The organism is Novosphingobium arvoryzae (assembly GCF_014652615.1).
Taxonomy (GTDB): Bacteria; Pseudomonadota; Alphaproteobacteria; order Sphingomonadales; family Sphingomonadaceae; genus Novosphingobium; species Novosphingobium arvoryzae.
Window position 1 is genome coordinate 140,457 of sequence record NZ_BMZD01000001.1, and the last position, 16,892, is coordinate 157,348.

Genomic DNA, 16,892 nt, shown 5'->3' on the forward strand with positions numbered 1-16,892 from the left:
CAAGTTACTCAGCTACCGCCACCCCTTCGCTGCGCGGATCGGCTGCGCCAGCCAGTCGTCCGTCCCGCACCTCGATCGCATTCGCCTTGAAACTGCGTTCGCGCAATTGCACGTCGGTGTGGCCCAGTGCCTGCAGGAACGGGATCATTGCCTCGTGCGGGCTGCCGCGCTCGACGAACACGGTCTGCCCGCCGGGGGCGAAGATCACCGGCAGGGCAATGGCGTCCTGCGCGGGCAGGTCCCAGTCGATCACGGCGATGATTGCCTTCAGCACTTGTGCCGGAATCGTCGCCCCGCCCGCCGCGCCGATGGCGAGACGCAACTTGCCATCCGGCGCATAGACCAGCGTGGGCGCCATCGAACTGCGCGGCCGCTTGCCGCCCTCGACCTTGTTGGCCACTGCCTTGCCATCACGCTCGGGCAGGATCGACAGGTCGGTCAGCTCGTTGTTCAGGAAATAGCCGTTGACCACCAGGCCTGACCCGAACGCGCTTTCAATGGTCGACGTCAGCGTGGCGGCCCGTCCGGCCCGGTCAATCGCCACGAAGTGCGAGGTGGAGATGACGTCCGGCGTCAGCGTATCGGCCAGCGCCACCTTGACGCCTCGGGGATTGCCCGCCTCGACCGAGGGCATGGTCCGGTCGATCGCGATCAGCTGTGACCGCTGGGCCAGGTAATCCGGGGCGAGCAGCCCGGCGGTCGGCACCGGGAAGAAATCCGGATCGGCCAGATACCGCTCGCGGTCGGCATAGGCGAGGCGCATGGCCTCGGCGATCAGGTGCCAGCTGCGCGGATCGTCCTTGCCCAGCCCGCGCAGATCAAACCGCTCCAGCATTCCCAGCACGCCCTGAACCGTGGTCGCGCCAGAGGAGGGCGGCCCCATGCCGCAGACCTTGTGGGCGCGATAGAAGGTGCAGACCGGGGCGCGTTCCTTCACCTTGTAACCGGCGATGTCCGCCGTGGTCATTGGGGCAGGGTTGCGCGGGGCCAGCGTGACGGCATCGACGATCTTCTGCGCGTTGGCGCCGGTGTAGAACGCATCCGGTCCCTGTGCCGCGACCTGTTCGAGGAAGGCGGCCAGTTCCGGGTTTTTCAGCGTGGTCCCCGCAGGCAGCGGCGTGCCATCAGGCTGGTAATAGATGGCGCGGCCAGCCTCGGTCAGCGCGGCGCTGGCTTTGAACCGGGTCAGGAATGCGGTGAGGCGCGGGGTGACGGTGAACCCTTCGCGCGCCAGCCGGATCGCTGGCTGGAACAGCGCCGACCACGGCAGCTTGCCATGCGCGCGGTGTGCCTCGGCCATCAGGCGAATGTTGCCCGGAACGCCGACGCTGCGCCCGCCTGGGATGGCCTGCGGCACGCTGAGCGGTTTGCCATCGACATAGAACCAGGTTCCGTCGGCTGCCGCCGGGGCGGTTTCCCGGCCGTCATAGGACTGGACCCTGCCCTTGCCGTCATCATGGATCAGGAATCCGCCGCCGCCGATGCCGGAGCTTTGCGGTTCGACCACGGTCAGCGCCAGCAGCGTGGCCAGCGCGGCATCGGTGGCCGTGCCGCCGGCGCGCAGGATCTCTGCCCCTGCCGCTGCCGCGCGCGGGTCGGCGGCGCTGACCATGCCTTGTTCAAAGCGCGGGGTCGATGCGGGGCGATTGGCGTTGGAACCCGCGCAAGCTCCCAGCAGGAGCGGCGCGGCGGCGAGTGCGACCAGTTTCAGCTTCATGGGCGCGGAAGCTATTCGGTTCCGACCGCCTCGGCAATGGTGGCAAACCCATCGCGCCGCATCAGGCGCTCCAGCCCGCGGGTGATCTGGCGGGCAATGCCCGGCCCGGCATAGGTCATGGCGCTGTAGAGCTGGACCAGGCTCGCCCCGGCCCGGATGCGAGCCCATGCGTCCTCTGCGGTGGCAATTCCGCCAACCCCGATCAGCGGTACGGCGCCGCCCGTGGCCTTGCGGAAATCGCGCAGCCGCTGCTGGGCCAGATCACGGAGCGGCGCGCCCGACAGCCCGCCGGTTTCGCCGGCGTGGGCCGATTTCAGCGGCGGGCGTGAAATCGTGGTATTGGATACGATCAGCGCGCCCAGTGCCTTGTCGGCGGCGATCCGGGCGATGGCGTCGATATCGGCGGGCTCCAGATCGGGGGCAACTTTCAGGAATACCGGCGGCCCGCTGCGTCCGCGCGCTTCCAGCACGGCGTCGAGCAGGGCGGTCAGCGCGCCTTCATCCTGCAGCGCGCGCAGGCCGGGCGTGTTGGGGCTGGACACATTGACGGCCAGATAGCTGGCCAGCGGCGCGGTCAGTCGCGCTATGGTGGCATAATCCGCGATCCGATCAGTCGAATCCTTGTTGGCGCCGATGTTGACGCCGACGATGCCGGGGCGGGAATTGCGCCGCGCCAGCCGCTCTACCGCGGCTTCCGCGCCCCCGTTGTTGAAGCCCATGCGGTTGATCACGGCCCGGTCTTCGACCAGCCGGAACAGGCGCGGCCTGGGATTGCCCGGCTGGGGCAGGGGGGTAATCGAACCGACTTCGGCAAACCCGAAGCCCGCGCCCAGCAGCGCATCCGGCACTTCGGCATCCTTGTCGAACCCGGCCGCCATGCCGAGCGGATTGGGAAAGGCCAATCCGGCTACTGTCGTCGCCAGCGGACCATCGGCGCGATCGGTGCCACCGGCCGGCCACAACTTCAGGGCGGACAGGGCCAATCCGTGGGCGCGTTCGGCATCCAGCAGGAACAGGGCGGGGCGGATCAGGGAATAAAGCATAGCCCCGCCCCTATGGCAGCGCCGTCCGGCCAAGTCGATTCCGGGTGTTGCAAAATTGCGACTACTTGGGCGCTTATATCACAATTGATCGCGTTCCATCAGCAGTTTGTCGAATCCATACAATCCGTTCGGATTGAAATGCGGCATCCAGAGCCCGCGACCCGAAGGACTCGTGGCAATGGTGCAACGAGTTCGAAACTTTATATGGCGGCTCCCCGGCTCAGCTTGGGGGCCGCTCTTTTTGTCTGCCTTGCAGCATTCTGTTTTCGCCTCTTGCAACGGTCTGCCGCGCCGCACATCGTGCTTGCACGATGACGGAACGGTTCAACAACCAGCATCAAGAAGCACGGACATCGACGAAGCTGACGTCGCCCGAGTTGATTCGCCTAGTCTACCACCCAGCTCCCGAACCCTTGCAGCCCTTCATCACCACCCTGTTCACGCTGCGCTGCGACGAAACCGAAATCCGCGACGTCCTGCCTGCCGCCGTCGGGTATCTGGTCGTGATGCTGAATGGCGATGGCACCTTGCGCTTCGCTGACGGGACGCAAGGCACCTCCTTTCCCGAACTTGTCCTGACGCCGACCACGGCTGCGGTCGAAGTCGATGTGGCAGGCCCCTGGGCGATGATCGGGGCAGCCCTGTCGCCGCTCGGCTGGGCCGCCTTGACCGGATTGCACGCCGGGGATCACCGCGACCGGATCTACGATGCCGGAACCCTGTTGGGACCCGCCGTTCAGGAACTGGGCGCAACCCTCCGCTCCAGCACAGCGAATGACGAGGATATGGCAGCGATGCTGGCCGGTTTCATAGGTCCGCGGCTGAACGTGCCGCCGCCTGATCGCATTGCCATGATGAAGCACGTCGGCGATTGGCTGTCGTCCGCGTTCGATCCGCCGGTGGCCGATCTGGTCGCGCGGATGGGCTATTCCGAACGGCAAGTGCAGCGCCTGGTCGAACGCTATTTCGGGGCATCGCCCAAGCAACTGGCGCGCAAGTACCGCGCGCTGCGCGTGGCGGCATTGCTGCAGGCCGATGATACGTCTGACGCACGGCTGGCCGAAGTGACCAACCTCTTTTTCGATCAGCCGCACATGATTCGTGAACTTCGCCATTTCCTGGGCCGTACGCCCAGCCGCCTGAACAGCGATGCCAATCCGTTGCTTGCGGCCACAAGCGGTGTGCGCGGCTACCGCGAAGTCAGGCCAAACTTTGCGCGGATCCCGAACGAATCCTGACGGTTGAAACCCGCGCGATCTGCGCCTACGGGAAACTGGAAAGAATCAGTCTGATTTAACCGGAGCTTCCCCATGCGCCTTTCCAGCATGGCCGATTATGCCGTCGTCACGATGAGTGCTGCCGCCCGCCATTGCGGCGGATCGCGCGTTTCCGCGGCCCAGCTGGCGGAGGAAACCGGCCTGCCCGTGCCGACTGTGCAAAAGCTGGTCAGCCGCCTGACTGCGGCCGGCTTGCTGCGTTCTTCGCGCGGGGTTGGTGGCGGGCTGAAGCTCGCGCGTCCGGCGGCGGCCATTACTCTGGCTGATATTATCGAAGCGGTTGAAGGCCCAATTGCCCTGACGCCGTGTGTCGACGATGCCCGTCACGAATGCTCGCTGGATGCCTCGTGCGCGGTCAAGCCGCACTGGGGTGTGGTTGGTGCGGCGCTGCGCGGCGCGCTGGCGGATGTGCCGCTGACCCGGTTGGCGGCGACTGCTCAGGCTACGGAGACTGGCCGATGACCGATGATGTGACCGTGAAGGATCAGGCCGCGCGTGAAGCTGCCGCGAAAGTGGCGGATTACGAGCATGGCTGGTCGGCCGACATCGACACCGAATTCGCGCCCAAGGGCCTGAACGAGGATATCGTCCGGTTCATTTCCGCGAAGAAGAACGAGCCGGAATGGATGCTGGAATGGCGGCTGAAGGCGTTCCGCCTGTGGCAGACCATGCCGATGCCCGACTGGGCGAAGCTGAACATTCCGCCGATCGATTACCAGGACGCCTATTACTACGCGGCGCCCAAGCCGAAGAAGAAGCTGGCCAGCCTCGACGAGGTCGATCCGGAAATTCTCGAAGTCTACAAGAAGCTGGGCATCCCGCTGGAAGAGCAGAAAGTGCTTGCCGGGGTGGAAGGCGCGCGCAAGGTGGCCGTGGATGCGGTGTTCGACAGTGTCAGCGTGGCGACCACCTTCCGCGAGGAACTGAAGAAGGCGGGGGTGATCTTCCTTTCGATCTCCGAAGCGATCCGCGAATATCCCGACCTCGTGAAGCGCTGGCTGGGCAAGGTCGTGCCGGTGCGCGACAACTTCTTCGCGGCGCTGAACTGCGCGGTCTTTTCCGACGGGACGTTCGTCTACATCCCCGAAGGCGTGCGCTGCCCGATGGAGCTGTCGACCTATTTCCGGATCAATGCCGAGAATACCGGCCAGTTCGAACGCACCCTGATCGTGGCCGACAAGGGCGCTTATGTGTCCTACCTCGAGGGCTGCACCGCGCCGATGCGCGATGAGAACCAGCTCCACGCCGCGGTGGTGGAACTGGTCGCGCTGGACGATGCGGAGATCAAGTATTCGACCGTCCAGAACTGGTATCCCGGCGATGCCGAGGGCAAGGGCGGAATCTATAACTTCGTGACCAAGCGGGCGCTGTGCCAGGGGGCGCGGAGCAAGGTTTCCTGGACCCAGGTGGAAACCGGCAGCGCGGTGACGTGGAAGTATCCCAGCTGCGTGCTGAACGGTGAGGATTCGGTGGGCGAGTTCTATTCGGTCGCCGTCACCAACAATTATCAGCAGGCCGATACCGGCACCAAGATGATCCACAACGGGCGCGGCAGCCGGTCGACCATCGTGTCCAAGGGCATTTCGGCGGGCAAGAGCCAGAACACCTATCGCGGCCTCGTCCGCGTCGCCCCGACCGCTGAAGGCGTGCGCAATTTCACCCAGTGCGATTCGCTGCTGCTGGGCAGCCAGTGCGGCGCGCATACGGTGCCCTACATCGAGGTGAGGAATCCCTCTGCCCAGATCGAGCACGAGGCGACCACCAGCAAGATTTCCGATGACCAGCTGTTCTACGCGATGCAGCGCGGGCTGGGCCAGGAAGAGGCGGTGGCGCTGATCGTCAACGGCTTTGCCAAGGAAGTGCTGCAACAGCTGCCGATGGAATTCGCGGTGGAAGCGCAGAAGCTGCTGGGGATCAGCCTGGAAGGCAGCGTCGGATGATCGCGCTTGCCGTGCTGCTGGCCGCTGCTTTTACCGGCCCCGATGCCGTTCCCGCGCTGGAAGCGGTGAAGTCGTGCGACCGGGGTGCGATGGCCGACATGACCAAGGCCGAGCCCCACCGTCGCAGCCAGTTCGCCGCGGCCGCCTATGCCGAACAGCAGGCGATCGCGCGCGAGCGGGCCGCGCTGCTGACCCGGCCCACCGCCGATCCGACCCCGGCAGGGCAAGCCAGCCTGGCGCTGGCACTGGGTGCGCTCGATGCCCGGCAGAAACAACTCGACGACGCGCGCGCGGTCGAATCCAGCTGGCGAACGCTGGTCGATGAACTGCGCGCCGATTTCCTGGCCAATTGTGCACAAGGCAAACGCTGATGCTGAAGATTGAGAAACTCTCCGCCACGGTCGCCGACAAGCCGATCCTGAAGGGCCTGTCGCTGACCATCAACGCGGGCGAAGTCCACGCGATCATGGGGCCGAACGGGGCGGGCAAGTCCACGCTGGGTTATACGCTGGGCGGACGTCCGGGGTATGAAGTGACCGGCGGTTCGGTGGCCTTTGACGGGCAGGACCTGCTGGCGCTGGAACCGCATGAACGCGCTGCGGCCGGGCTGTTCCTGGGGTTCCAGTACCCGGTCGAAATTCCGGGCGTGTCGTTCGTGCAGTTCCTGCGCGAAGCCGCCAATGCCCAGCGCAAGGTACGCGGGGAAGCGCCGCTGTCGGGCGGGGAATTCCTGAAGCTGGCCAAGGAACAGGCCGCGTTGCTGCGCATGGACATGGACATGCTGAAGCGCCCGGTGAACGTCGGCTTTTCGGGCGGGGAAAAGAAGCGCGCGGAAATGGTCCAGATGGGCATCCTGAATCCCAAGCTGGCGATTCTGGACGAGACGGACTCCGGCCTCGACATCGACGCGCTGCGGATCTGCGGTGAAGGGATCAATTCGATCATGCGCAAGCCCGACAAGGCCGTGCTGCTGATCACCCATTACCAGCGTCTGCTGGACTATGTGCAGCCCGATTTCGTCCACGTCCTTGCGGGCGGGCGGATCGTGAAGACCGGCGGGCCGGAACTTGCGCTCCAGCTGGAAGAGCAGGGCTACGAGGCGGTGGCGGCCTGATGAGCGCCCAACTTCTCCCCACCCGCCGCGACGAGGACTTCCGCTATGCGGACCTGACCGCGCTGGCCGGGGTCTGGCCGGCGGCGGTGGAGACGATCACCGTGGCGGCGGGCGAATCCGGCGCGCTCAGCGTGGTCAACACCGGCAATGCGGCGATGGTGCGTGAGCTGTCGATCACACTGGCGGCAGGGGCGAAGTTTGCGCTCCATGTGCTGAACGCGGGCAGCGGCTATGGCCGGGTGGCGGTGCGGGCCGAACTGGGCGAAGGTGCGGAGTTTACACTCGGCGCGGCGCAACTGGGCGGCGGCGATCAGGTGCTGGAACTGGTGACCAACGTCAGCCACGCCGCGCCCGATGCGGTCAGCCGCCAGGTAGTTCGCTCGGTCGTGGGTGGACAGGCGACGGCCAATTACCTTGGCAAGGTCCACGTGGCGCCGGGTGCCAACGGCACGGATGGTTCGCAGTCGGTCCGGGCCATGCTGCTGGACCGCACGGCGACGGCCAACGCCCGGCCCGAACTGGAAATCCATGCCGACGATGTGAAGTGTGCGCACGGCTGCGCGGTGGGGGAACTGGACCGCAACGGCCTGTTCTATCTCCAGTCGCGCGGGCTTACCCCGCCCGAGGCCAAGCGGCTGATGCTGCAGGCCTTCATCGCCGAAGCCTTCACCGGTGCGGCAGACGAGGCAGCGTTGCAGGACGCCGCGCTGAAGGCACTGGGGGACTTGCTGTGACGCTGGACCCTGCCCTGCGTGACGATTTTCCCGGCCTGGCGGGGGGCTGGCACTATCTGGACAGCGGCGCGACCGCGCAGAAGCCGCAGGCGGTGATCGATGCCGCGACCCAGGCGATGGGCCGCGATTACGCCACCGTCCACCGCGGCGTCTATGCCCGCAGCGCCAACATGACGCTGGCATTCGAGGAGGCCCGCCGCAAGGTTGCGGCCTTCATCGGCGCTCGCGAGGACGAGATCGTGTTCACGCGCGGCGCGACCGAGGCGATCAACCTCGTGGCGCAGACCTGGGGCGCGGCGAACCTGCAGGCGGGCGACCGTATCCTGCTGTCGGTGCTGGAGCATCATTCCAACATCGTGCCCTGGCAGTTGCTGGCCGAGCGGACCGGCGTTGCCATCGACATCTGCCCGCTCACCGCCGATGGGCGGATCGATCTGGATGCGGCGGAAGCGATGCTGACTCCTGCGCACAAGCTGGTCGCTCTGGCGCATGTCTCCAACGTGCTGGGTTCCACCCTTGATGCACCCCGCGCGGCGAAGCTGGCGCATGGGGTAGGGGCGAAGCTCTTGCTTGATGGCTGTCAGGCCGTGCCGCGCCTGTCGGTCGACGTCGCGGCGCTCGATTGCGATTTCTACGTGTTCTCGGCGCACAAGCTTTACGGCCCGACCGGGATTGGTGCGCTGTGGGCCAAGGCTGAAATTCTGGCCGCCATGCCGCCGTGGCAGGGCGGCGGCGCGATGATTGACCGGGTGACGTTCGACCGCACGACTTACGCCCCGCCGCCGCAGCGGTTTGAGGCCGGGACCCCCGCGATTGTCGAGGCGATCGCGCTGGGCGCGGCGGTGGATTATGTTTCCGCCATCGGGCTGGACGCGATCCATGCGCACGAAGCCGCGCTGGTTGCCGAATTGCGCGATGCGCTGCGCAGCCGCAACGATGTGACGCTGTTCGGGCCAGAGGACAGCGCCGGTATCGTCAGTTTCGCGCTTGACGGGGTGCATCCGCACGACCTCGGCACCATATTGGACGAGGAAGGCGTGGCGATCCGCGCCGGGCACCACTGTGCGCAGCCCCTGATGGATCATCTGGGCGTGCCTGCCACGGCCCGCGCTAGCTTTGGTTTGTATAGCAATTCCAGTGATATCGCCGCGCTGTTGCGCGGGATCGAACGCACCAGGAGGATTTTCGGGTGAGCGAGGACAGCAAGTTCACGGTTGAGGAAGTGGCAGCGGTTCCCGCGCCGCCCCGCGCCAAGGTCGATGATGTGGAAACCCCGGCGGACAAGCTGGAGCGCAAGCGCGACTATCTGGAAGGGTTCCTGGCGGCCAAGCCGGAGGGCGTTTCCAGCACCGAGCCGGGCGGCGACCTCTACGAGGCAGTGATCGCCGCACTGCGCGACATTTTCGATCCGGAAATCCCGGTCAACATCTATGACCTGGGCCTGATCTATGGCGTGGACATCACCAAGGATGGCGGCGCGACGGTGACGATGACGCTGACCACTCCGCACTGCCCCGTGGCCGAATCGATGCCGGGCGAAGTGGAGCTGCGGGTCAGCTCCGTGCCGGGGATTCGCGATGCCGAAGTGAACCTTGTCTGGGATCCGCCGTGGGACCCCGCCAAGATGAGCGACGAAGCGCGCCTCGAACTGGGGATGCTGTGATGACCGCGACCACCCGCCAGCGCCCCGCCGCCGTGATCCTGACCCCATCGGCAGAGGCGCGCGTGGCCAAGCTGATGGCCGATGCGCCCGCCGACGCGATCGGGGTGAAGCTGTCTACCCCGCGCCGGGGCTGTTCGGGGCTGGCCTACTCGGTCGACTATGTGACCGAGGCAAATGCCCTCGACGAGCGGATCGAAACGCCGGGCGGCACGTTTTTCATCGACGGCGCCAGCGTGCTTTACCTGATCGGCAGCACGATGGACTGGGTGGAAGACGATTTCACCGCCGGGTTCGTGTTCCAGAATCCCAACGCCAAGGGTTCGTGCGGCTGCGGCGAAAGCTTTACGGTCTGAACCGGGCGGGTCAGCGCTAACCCGGCTTTAAGCAAATTATCCGATACCGCCCCGGTACTTGATCCTGGGGGCGAAACGCCATGAGCATGCATTTCCGTGACCTGACCGCGCAGGCGGCTGCCGACGGGGCAATCAGCGCGGAGGAAATCCTGACCCTGCGCGGCGCCGGCTGGGCCGACGGGCAGATGGACCCGGAAGAGGCCGAATCGCTGTTTCTCGCGAACGAGGCGCTGCGCAATCCGGGGCCGGACTGGTGTGACTTCTTCGTCGAGGCGCTGAGCGAGTTCGTGGTCAACACGGTGGAGCCGCATGGTTATGTCGACCAGTTGATGGGCGACGAACTGGTTTCCCGGATCGACCGCGATGGCCGCGTCGGGACGATGACCGAGCTGGAATTGCTGGTTCGCGTGCTGGAAAAGGCGCTGTCGGTGCCGGACAGTCTCAAGGCCTATGCCTTGCGGCAGCTGGAGGACATCGTCCTGTCCGGCGAAGGGCCGACCCGCGCGGGCGTGCTGGATCCCAAGGGGATCAACGAGGTGGAATGCCGCCTGCTGCGCCGCGTCATCTTTGCCGCCGGCGGGGACCGTCCCGCCGCGGCCAGCCGGGCCGAGGCCGAAATGCTGTTCCGGTTGAAGGACGCGACGCTCTATGACGTCAACGCGCCCGAATGGGACCGCCTGTTCGTGCAGGGCGTGGGCAGCTATTTGCTGGGCTTTGGCGGCAAGGAGCCGCTCAGCCGGGAACGGGCGGCCGATCTGGAAGCGTTCATGAATCGCCCCGGTGCCGGGATCGGCAGTTTCCTGCGCCGGATGCTGGGGGCCGATGTCGATGCGGAAACCAGCAAGGGCTTCAGCAGTCTGCTCAGCATCACGCCGCACACGCCCGATCTGGACGATGAGGTGGAAGAAGCCGCGCGCCTGACCGAAAGCGAAGAGCTGTGGCTGCTCGACCATATCGACGCGGACGAAGAGCTTGATCCGCTGGAAAAGGCCCTGCTGCAATTCATCGCCGAGGAAACCGGCGAGGAGCCGCTGCGCAGCTGATCAGCGACGCCGCAGCGCGGCGATGCACGCAGCGCGGTCCACGTCCTGGCCATCGCTGCCGCGCCGCGCATCGACATAGGTTGCCTGCGGTTCACGCCCGGCGCTGGCCGGATAGAGATAGACGTCCAGCACGCAGGCATCGCCCGCGAACTGCAGCTTGCGGGCATCGCCTTCCCACACGTCCAGCCGCGCCGCGCCAAACTGGCGGACCAGGTCCGCCGGCGTCGCGCCGATCACTCCTTCCAGCCCCGGGGCGGACTGGATTCGCGCCGAGGGCGGGCCGCTGCGCGCGGGCGGGCGCGGGATGGTCAGCGCGGGCTTGGCGGAGGCGCTTTGCACCTTCGGCGCAGCCGTGCCGCCTCCACCGCATGCGGCGAGCAGCGGGATCAGGGCAAGCGGCAGCGCGAATCGGGCAGGCATGATTGCCGCTTTGCCCGCGCCGCCGCTGCTGTCAACGCCGCGCCCCTTGCCCTGCGATCAGCGGATCGCTAGGCGCGGCAGGCACTTTTGCCCATACGATCAGGGAAATCCATGTCCGCCACCCAGTATGATGTCATCGCCATCGGTAACGCCATTGTCGATGTCATGGCCCCCTGTGACGATGCCCTGATCGAGCGGCTGGGCATGACGCGCGGCGGGATGACGCTGATCGACACGGCCCGCGCCCACGAACTTTATGACGCAATGGGCCCCGCGCGCGAGATTTCGGGCGGGTCGGCGGCGAATACCCTGGCCGGTCTGGCCGCGCTCGGCGCGCGCTGCGCCTTCATTGGCCAGGTTGCCGATGACCAGCTGGGCGAAGTGTTCGCGCACGATATTCGCGCCGGTGGCATCGCGTTTGACACCCCGGCCCGCGCGGGCGATCCGCCGACGGCACGCTGCCTGATCTTCGTGACGCCCGATGGCCAGCGCACGATGAACACGTTCCTTGGTGCATCGCAGTTCCTGCCGCCCGCCGTGCTGGATGAAGCGGCCATCGCGGCGGCCAAGATCCTGTATCTCGAAGGTTATCTCTGGGACCCGGAAGAACCGCGCGCGGCGATGCGCCGGGCGATCGCGGCGGCCAAGGGCGCGGGCCGCAAGGTGGCTTTCACCCTGTCCGATGCCTTCGTGATCGAACGCCACGGCGCCGATTTCCGGGCGATGATCGAAACGGGCGATGTCGATATCCTGTTCGCCAACCATGTCGAACTCGCCGCCCTGACCGGCCATGACGATTTCGAAGCCGGCCTTGCGGAACTGGCGCCCAAGGTGCCGGTGCTGGTCGTCACCCGTGGGGAGCACGGCGCGGTTGCGATTCAGGAGGGCAACCGGGCCGAAGTCGCGGCGGAGCCGATTGCGCGGGTGGTGGATACCACGGGCGCGGGCGACCTGTTCGCCGCCGGGTTCCTGCATGGTCACGTCTCCGGCCGGTCGTTGGCCGATTGCCTGACGATGGGCGCGATCGCCGCGGCGGAGGTCATTTCGCACTATGGCGCGCGGCCCGAAGCGGACCTCAAGGAACTGGTTCTGTCCCGTCTTGGTTGAGCATACGAATTTTCGCAGTTGCACACGCCTATGGGTTTCAGCTAGCTAGGCGCGCCTAACACAGAAGGGGGCTTAATAATGCGCAAGACCGTTCTCACTCTCGCTCTGCTCGCCGCTCCGCTGGCTCTCTCGGCCTGCTCGAAGGCTGAAGAAGCTGCTCCGGAAGCCACCGAAGCTGCGACCACCGAAGCTGCTGACGCTTCGGCCGCTGCCACGGACGCTGCTGCTGCCGCGACCGACGCTGCTGCTGCGACCACCGAAGCTGCCCAGTAAGGCGCTTATCGCGAGAGCGATCGGGATGGGCTGAATGCCTGTCCACAGTGGACCAGGACGGCGCTCTCTCCGCTAGCGGAGGGGGCGCCGTCTGCCTTTTGGGCCAAGCGACTGGCGATGTAGCCGGGCGCGTCAGCCCTGCGCTTCGCGCGCCACTTCGCGATAGCCGATATCGCGGCGGCAGAATCCGTCGGCGAAATCGATCGCATCCACCGCCATATAGGCGCGGGCCTGGGCCTCGGTTGCGCTGGCGCCGCGTGCGGTGACGTTGAGCACGCGCCCGCCGGTGGAAATCAGCTGTCCATCCGTCAATGCGGTGCCGGCATGGAATACCTTGGCACCGGTTGCCTCGGCGGCGTCCAACCCGCGAATCGCGCCGCCCTTTTTCGGCGTGCCGGGATAGCCCTGGGCCGCCATCACCACGGTCAGGGCCGTATCGGGCGAGAGGCGCGGCGGTTGCAGCGTGGCCAGCTTGCCCTCGGCCACGGCCAGCAGCAGCTCGCCCAGATCCGATTCCAGCCGCAGCATCAGCACCTGGCATTCGGGATCGCCGAACCGGGCGTTGTACTCGATCAGCTTGACCCCGTCCTTGGTCAGCATCAGCCCGGCATAGAGCACGCCGGAATAAGGCATGCCCTCATCCGCCATACCCTTGACCGTGGGGGCGATGATCCGGGTCATGGCTTCGGCTTCCAGCTCGGGCGTCAGCACCGGGGCCGGGCTGTAGGCGCCCATGCCACCAGTGTTGGGGCCGGTATCGCCATCGCCGACCCGCTTGTGGTCCTGCGCGGAGCCGAACGGCACGATGGTATGGCCATCGGTGATCGCGAAGAAGCTGGCTTCCTCGCCCGCCAGGAATTCCTCGACCACGGCTTCGGCCCCCGCCGCGCCGAACTTGCCAGAAAAGATGTCGGCCACGGCTTCCTCGGCCTCGGCGCGGGTCATGGCGACGGTCACGCCCTTGCCGGCGGCCAGACCATCGGCCTTGATCACCACCGGAATCCCGAATCGGTCCAGCGCGGCCAGTCCTTCCGCCGCACTGGCGACCCGCACGAACCCGGCTGTCGGGATGTGATGACGCTCGCACAGTTCCTTGGTGAAGGCCTTGCTGCCTTCCAGCTGGGCGGCGGCCTGGCTGGGGCCGAACACCGGCACGCCCGCTGCGCGCAAGGCATCGGTCAGCCCGTCGACCAGCGGCGCTTCGGGGCCGACCACGACCAGCCCGATCCGCTGATCGGCGCAGAATTGCAGCACGGCGGCATGGTCGGTCGCGTCGAGTGCGACCAGTTCGGCGTGTTGGGCGATGCCCGGATTGCCGGGGGCTGCGAACAGTTTCGTGCACAGCCGGGATTGCGCCAGCTTCCATGCCAGCGCATGTTCGCGCCCGCCCGATCCCAGCAGCAGGATGTTCATGCCCGGTCCCCGTTCCTATGATGATGAATACAATGCTGGCGGGCTGGTAGCGAAGGAAGCGTCCGGGGACAACGCTGCCGCGCTCTCCGTCAGCGAGATTTCCGCCGCGTTGAAGCGCGTGGTCGAGGACCGGTTCGGCTTTGTCCGCATCCGGGGGGAGCTGTCGGGCGTCAAGCGCGCCGCATCCGGCCACCTCTACCTGTCGATGAAGGACGAGAATGCCCGGATCGACGGGGTGATGTGGCGCGGCAATGCCCAGCGCCTGTCGTTCCTGCCGGAAGACGGCGTGGAAGTGATCGCGACCGGCAAGCTGACGACGTATCCCGGCCGCTCGAACTACCAGATCGTGATCGACCGGATGGAGATTGCGGGCGAAGGCGCGCTGCTGGCGCTGCTGGCCAGAACCAAGGCCCGGCTGGAGGCCGAGGGGCTGTTCGATCCCGCGCGCAAGCGGGCGATGCCCTTCCTGCCGCGCGTGATCGGCGTGGTCACGTCGCCGACCGGCGCGGTGATTCGCGACATCCTGCACCGGCTCGCGGACCGCTTCCCCAGCCATGTGCTGGTCTGGCCCGTGCTGGTCCAGGGGCAGGGTGCGGCGGAGCAGGTGGCGGCGGCCGTGCGCGGGTTTGGCGCGATCGCGCCCGGCGGGCCGGTGCCGCGACCGGACCTCGTGATCGTCGCGCGCGGTGGCGGCTCGATCGAGGACTTGTGGTCCTTCAACGAGGAAGTGGTCGTCCGTGCCATCGCGGCTTGCCCGATCCCGATCATTTCGGCGGTCGGCCACGAAACCGATACAACGCTGGCCGATTTTGCCGCCGATGTGCGCGCGCCCACGCCCACGGCGGCGGCGGAAATGGCGGTGCCGGTGCGTGAGGATTTGCTGGCGCAACTGGGCGAACTGGCGCTGCGCACCCGCCGTGCGGTGGTGCGCCCGGTCAAGCTGGGGCGCGAACGGCTGGCCGTGCGGGCGGAGCGCCTGCCGCGTCCCGAAGCCTTGCTCAGCGCCCAGGCCCAGCGGCTGGATGACTTGGCGGAACGCTTGCGGCGTGGCTTGCGGGACCGCACCGTGGTGGCCCGCCAGGCGCTTCAGGCCGATGCCGCGCGGCTCTCTGCCCCGCTGCTGCTGGCGCGGGTGGAGCGGGCGCGCGACCGGCTCGGCGCGGCGCGGCTGACGCCTGCACTGGTTACGCAGCGGATCGCCGCCGGGCAGGAGCGGTTGCAGGCGCTGGCGCGGCTCGCCGCCTCGCTCAACCCCGACCGGGTGCTGGAGCGCGGTTATGTGCGGGTGACGGCGGCGGATGGCCGGACGGTGATTTCCCGCGCGGCGGCGGCGGGCGAAGCGGCGCTGGAACTGCACTTCCGCGATGGCGTGCTGGCGGTGACGCCGGGCGAAGCGGCACTCCAGCCCGCCGCGCCCCGGCCCCGCCCTGTCGCGAAACCCGGCCCGAAGCCCCCGCCGCCCGAGCAGGGCAAATTGCTCTGACGGCCAAGCCGGGTTAGGATGGAGCCATGTTGATGTCTCCTTCCGATCGCGCCGCCACCCTGTTCTACCAGCCGAACGGCTTTCGCGTGCTGACCCCGGGCAAGTTCGTCACTTGCGCGGTATCGGGCGAGGCTATTGCGCTCGACGCGCTGCGCTACTGGTGCGTGGAGCGGCAGGAGGCCTATGCCAGCCCTGACCTCGCGACACGGCGGCTGCTCGGCGGGGCGTGATGCGCGCCCTGGCGCTGGGGGTTGCGCTGTTCGCTGCGGTTTCGGCGGCGACTGCGACAGCGCAGTCTGCCGATCTGGCGCTGGCGGGCGAACTGACGCAGGGCGGCTGGGCGCGCGGGATTGCGCCGCGCGCGGTTGTTGCCATCAGTCTGAATGACCAGCCAGTGGCAATCGCGCCAGATGGCCGGTTCCTGCTGGCGTTTGATCGCGATGCCGCGGCGGCGGCGCAGCTGACCTTGCGGTATGCCGATGGCCGGGCAGAGCGGCGGGAATTGGCGATTGCGCCGCGGGCCTGGCAGATCGAGCGGGTTGGCGTGGGGCTGCGGCCCGGCACCGCGCCCAGCGCCGAATGGGCCGCGCGGCGGGCCGGGGAGCTGGCGCAGATCAAGGCGGCGCGGGCGCTGGACCATCCGGTGCAGGGCTGGCGGCAGGGGTTCATCTGGCCGGTAAAAGGGCGGCTTTCCGGGCGGTTCGGGTCGCAGCGGATCTATAACGGGGTGCCGGGCAGCTATCATTCCGGGCTGGACATCGCGACGGGGGGCAGCGGCACGCCGTTCGTTGCGCCGGCGGACGGGGTGGTGATTCTGGCGGCGCAAAGCCCGTTTTCGCTGGAGGGGCGGCTGTTGATGATCGATCACGGCATGGGCCTGAACAGCGCGTTCCTGCACTGCTCCGAACTGGCCGTGAAGACCGGTGACACGGTCCGCCAGGGGCAATACATCGGCCGGATCGGCGCCACCGGACGGGCAACGGGGCCACACCTGCACTGGTCGATCAAATGGCGCGATTCCCGGCTCGATCCCCTGCTGTTCACGGGGCCGATGCTGCCGCGCTGATCGTTTCATCCGTAACAGAGCGCTGCCGGGCGCTCCCACCTCCACCAATGTAAGTTGCGCAATTTTCATAAAGTGCGCAAAAATATTGCGCATGGGCCACAAGGCTGTGGCTTCGTTGCCACAGCAACTACAGCGAATGTTGCAACTGCGTGAAAATGCTTTGCCCCTCCTCTCGCATTTCGTCATTGCGCGCCCATCTATCTGCCAGTTTGGCGGGGGTATTCCCTGTTCAGGTGGCAGAGCGAT

At 66.9% G+C, this 16,892-nt stretch carries 19 protein-coding genes; 15 read left to right on the forward strand and 4 right to left on the reverse strand.

Translation table 11 applies throughout. The features are described from left to right. Positions 1-4: 4 nt before the first annotated feature. Both ggt and IE113_RS00700 read right to left on the reverse strand, forming a co-directional pair. Positions 5-1,717 (reverse strand): gamma-glutamyltransferase, encoded by a 1,713-nt coding sequence (gene ggt, locus IE113_RS00695; protein WP_189538503.1) that lies wholly within the window; start codon positions 1,715-1,717, stop codon positions 5-7. Positions 1,718-1,728: 11 nt separating this feature from the next. Further along, complete coding sequence (locus IE113_RS00700) at positions 1,729-2,760, reverse strand: quinone-dependent dihydroorotate dehydrogenase (protein WP_189538504.1); 1,032 nt, start codon at positions 2,758-2,760, stop codon at positions 1,729-1,731. A 311-nt stretch (positions 2,761-3,071) separates the two neighbouring features. Here IE113_RS00700 and IE113_RS00705 point away from each other — a divergent pair, with 311 nt between their 5' ends. The 10 genes from IE113_RS00705 (at position 3,072) to IE113_RS00750 (ending at position 10,884) form a co-directional block, all read left to right on the forward strand. Beyond that, positions 3,072-3,998, forward strand: a complete 927-nt coding sequence (locus IE113_RS00705; RefSeq protein WP_189538505.1) for a helix-turn-helix domain-containing protein — start codon at positions 3,072-3,074, stop codon at positions 3,996-3,998. Between the two features lie 72 nt (positions 3,999-4,070). Then, positions 4,071-4,499 (forward strand): SUF system Fe-S cluster assembly regulator, encoded by a 429-nt coding sequence (locus IE113_RS00710; protein ID WP_189538506.1) that lies wholly within the window; start codon positions 4,071-4,073, stop codon positions 4,497-4,499. Continuing rightward, positions 4,496-5,977 carry a Fe-S cluster assembly protein SufB gene (gene sufB, locus IE113_RS00715; RefSeq protein ID WP_189538507.1) on the forward strand — a complete coding sequence of 494 codons (1,482 nt, stop codon included), beginning with the start codon at positions 4,496-4,498 and terminating at the stop codon, positions 5,975-5,977. The genes IE113_RS00710 and sufB overlap by 4 nt, the downstream gene beginning before the upstream one ends. Further along, the gene (locus IE113_RS00720) at positions 5,974-6,348 is read left to right on the forward strand and encodes a hypothetical protein (RefSeq protein ID WP_189538508.1); all 375 of its coding nucleotides are present in this window, start codon (positions 5,974-5,976) and stop codon (positions 6,346-6,348) included. The genes sufB and IE113_RS00720 overlap by 4 nt, the downstream gene beginning before the upstream one ends. Then, positions 6,348-7,091 (forward strand): Fe-S cluster assembly ATPase SufC, encoded by a 744-nt coding sequence (gene sufC / locus IE113_RS00725; RefSeq protein ID WP_189538509.1) that lies wholly within the window; start codon positions 6,348-6,350, stop codon positions 7,089-7,091. Before IE113_RS00720 ends, sufC begins: the two co-directional genes overlap by 1 nt. Continuing rightward, positions 7,091-7,825 (forward strand): SufD family Fe-S cluster assembly protein, encoded by a 735-nt coding sequence (locus IE113_RS00730; RefSeq protein WP_189538510.1) that lies wholly within the window; start codon positions 7,091-7,093, stop codon positions 7,823-7,825. Before sufC ends, IE113_RS00730 begins: the two co-directional genes overlap by 1 nt. Then, positions 7,822-9,018 carry an aminotransferase class V-fold PLP-dependent enzyme gene (locus tag IE113_RS00735; protein ID WP_189538511.1) on the forward strand — a complete coding sequence of 399 codons (1,197 nt, stop codon included), beginning with the start codon at positions 7,822-7,824 and terminating at the stop codon, positions 9,016-9,018. Before IE113_RS00730 ends, IE113_RS00735 begins: the two co-directional genes overlap by 4 nt. After that, entirely contained in the window at positions 9,015-9,488 is a 474-nt protein-coding gene (locus tag IE113_RS00740; RefSeq protein ID WP_189538512.1) for an SUF system Fe-S cluster assembly protein, read from the forward strand. Before IE113_RS00735 ends, IE113_RS00740 begins: the two co-directional genes overlap by 4 nt. Further along, complete coding sequence (locus IE113_RS00745) at positions 9,488-9,841, forward strand: HesB/IscA family protein (RefSeq protein WP_189538513.1); 354 nt, start codon at positions 9,488-9,490, stop codon at positions 9,839-9,841. Before IE113_RS00740 ends, IE113_RS00745 begins: the two co-directional genes overlap by 1 nt. 80 nt (positions 9,842-9,921) lie before the next feature. Beyond that, positions 9,922-10,884, forward strand: a complete 963-nt coding sequence (locus IE113_RS00750; protein ID WP_189538514.1) for a hypothetical protein — start codon at positions 9,922-9,924, stop codon at positions 10,882-10,884. On the opposite strand, the gene IE113_RS00755 is transcribed toward IE113_RS00750, so the two are convergent. Next, positions 10,885-11,304 (reverse strand): hypothetical protein, encoded by a 420-nt coding sequence (locus IE113_RS00755; protein ID WP_189538515.1) that lies wholly within the window; start codon positions 11,302-11,304, stop codon positions 10,885-10,887. 111 nt (positions 11,305-11,415) lie between these two features. Here IE113_RS00755 and IE113_RS00760 point away from each other — a divergent pair, with 111 nt between their 5' ends. Both IE113_RS00760 and IE113_RS00765 read left to right on the forward strand, forming a co-directional pair. Next, positions 11,416-12,411 (forward strand): adenosine kinase, encoded by a 996-nt coding sequence (locus IE113_RS00760; protein ID WP_189538516.1) that lies wholly within the window; start codon positions 11,416-11,418, stop codon positions 12,409-12,411. Between the two features lie 78 nt (positions 12,412-12,489). Beyond that, the gene (locus IE113_RS00765) at positions 12,490-12,684 is read left to right on the forward strand and encodes a hypothetical protein (RefSeq protein WP_189538517.1); all 195 of its coding nucleotides are present in this window, start codon (positions 12,490-12,492) and stop codon (positions 12,682-12,684) included. A gap of 132 nt (positions 12,685-12,816) precedes the next feature. Here the strand turns inward: IE113_RS00765 and purD are convergent, their stop codons facing one another. Beyond that, positions 12,817-14,097: a phosphoribosylamine--glycine ligase gene (gene purD, locus IE113_RS00770; RefSeq protein ID WP_189538518.1), complete on the reverse strand. Its 1,281-nt coding sequence runs from the start codon at positions 14,095-14,097 to the stop codon at positions 12,817-12,819. On the opposite strand from purD, the gene xseA reads away from it, so the two are divergent. Genes xseA through IE113_RS00785 form a run of 3 tightly spaced genes read left to right on the forward strand, consistent with a single transcriptional unit; the run spans position 14,096 to position 16,646 of the window. Then, positions 14,096-15,580: an exodeoxyribonuclease VII large subunit gene (xseA, locus tag IE113_RS00775; RefSeq protein ID WP_189538519.1), complete on the forward strand. Its 1,485-nt coding sequence runs from the start codon at positions 14,096-14,098 to the stop codon at positions 15,578-15,580. The two genes, purD and xseA, sit on opposite strands and share 2 nt — an antisense overlap. Before the next feature lie 32 nt (positions 15,581-15,612). Continuing rightward, entirely contained in the window at positions 15,613-15,810 is a 198-nt protein-coding gene (locus IE113_RS00780; protein WP_373297829.1) for a DUF2093 domain-containing protein, read from the forward strand. After that, positions 15,810-16,646, forward strand: coding sequence for a M23 family metallopeptidase (locus IE113_RS00785; protein WP_189538521.1), 837 nt, complete (start codon positions 15,810-15,812; stop codon positions 16,644-16,646). The genes IE113_RS00780 and IE113_RS00785 overlap by 1 nt, the downstream gene beginning before the upstream one ends. Positions 16,647-16,892: the final 246 nt, after the last annotated feature.

Excerpts from the sequence above, each read along its gene's own strand:
- ggt (WP_189538503.1), bottom strand. The coding sequence starts at position 1,717 with ATGAAGCTGAAACTGGTCGCACTCGCCGCCGCGCCGCTCCTGCTGGGA.
- IE113_RS00700 (WP_189538504.1), bottom strand. The coding sequence starts at position 2,760 with ATGCTTTATTCCCTGATCCGCCCCGCCCTGTTCCTGCTGGATGCCGAA.
- IE113_RS00705 (WP_189538505.1), top strand. The coding sequence starts at position 3,072 with ATGACGGAACGGTTCAACAACCAGCATCAAGAAGCACGGACATCGACG.
- IE113_RS00710 (WP_189538506.1), top strand. The coding sequence starts at position 4,071 with ATGCGCCTTTCCAGCATGGCCGATTATGCCGTCGTCACGATGAGTGCT.
- sufB (WP_189538507.1), top strand. The coding sequence starts at position 4,496 with ATGACCGATGATGTGACCGTGAAGGATCAGGCCGCGCGTGAAGCTGCC.
- IE113_RS00720 (WP_189538508.1), top strand. The coding sequence starts at position 5,974 with ATGATCGCGCTTGCCGTGCTGCTGGCCGCTGCTTTTACCGGCCCCGAT.
- sufC (WP_189538509.1), top strand. The coding sequence starts at position 6,348 with ATGCTGAAGATTGAGAAACTCTCCGCCACGGTCGCCGACAAGCCGATC.
- IE113_RS00730 (WP_189538510.1), top strand. The coding sequence starts at position 7,091 with ATGAGCGCCCAACTTCTCCCCACCCGCCGCGACGAGGACTTCCGCTAT.
- IE113_RS00745 (WP_189538513.1), top strand. The coding sequence starts at position 9,488 with ATGACCGCGACCACCCGCCAGCGCCCCGCCGCCGTGATCCTGACCCCA.
- IE113_RS00750 (WP_189538514.1), top strand. The coding sequence starts at position 9,922 with ATGAGCATGCATTTCCGTGACCTGACCGCGCAGGCGGCTGCCGACGGG.
- IE113_RS00755 (WP_189538515.1), bottom strand. The coding sequence starts at position 11,304 with ATGCCTGCCCGATTCGCGCTGCCGCTTGCCCTGATCCCGCTGCTCGCC.
- IE113_RS00760 (WP_189538516.1), top strand. The coding sequence starts at position 11,416 with ATGTCCGCCACCCAGTATGATGTCATCGCCATCGGTAACGCCATTGTC.
- IE113_RS00765 (WP_189538517.1), top strand. The coding sequence starts at position 12,490 with ATGCGCAAGACCGTTCTCACTCTCGCTCTGCTCGCCGCTCCGCTGGCT.
- xseA (WP_189538519.1), top strand. The coding sequence starts at position 14,096 with ATGCCCGGTCCCCGTTCCTATGATGATGAATACAATGCTGGCGGGCTG.
- purD (WP_189538518.1), bottom strand. The coding sequence starts at position 14,097 with ATGAACATCCTGCTGCTGGGATCGGGCGGGCGCGAACATGCGCTGGCA.
- IE113_RS00780 (WP_373297829.1), top strand. The coding sequence starts at position 15,613 with ATGTCTCCTTCCGATCGCGCCGCCACCCTGTTCTACCAGCCGAACGGC.
- IE113_RS00785 (WP_189538521.1), top strand. The coding sequence starts at position 15,810 with ATGCGCGCCCTGGCGCTGGGGGTTGCGCTGTTCGCTGCGGTTTCGGCG.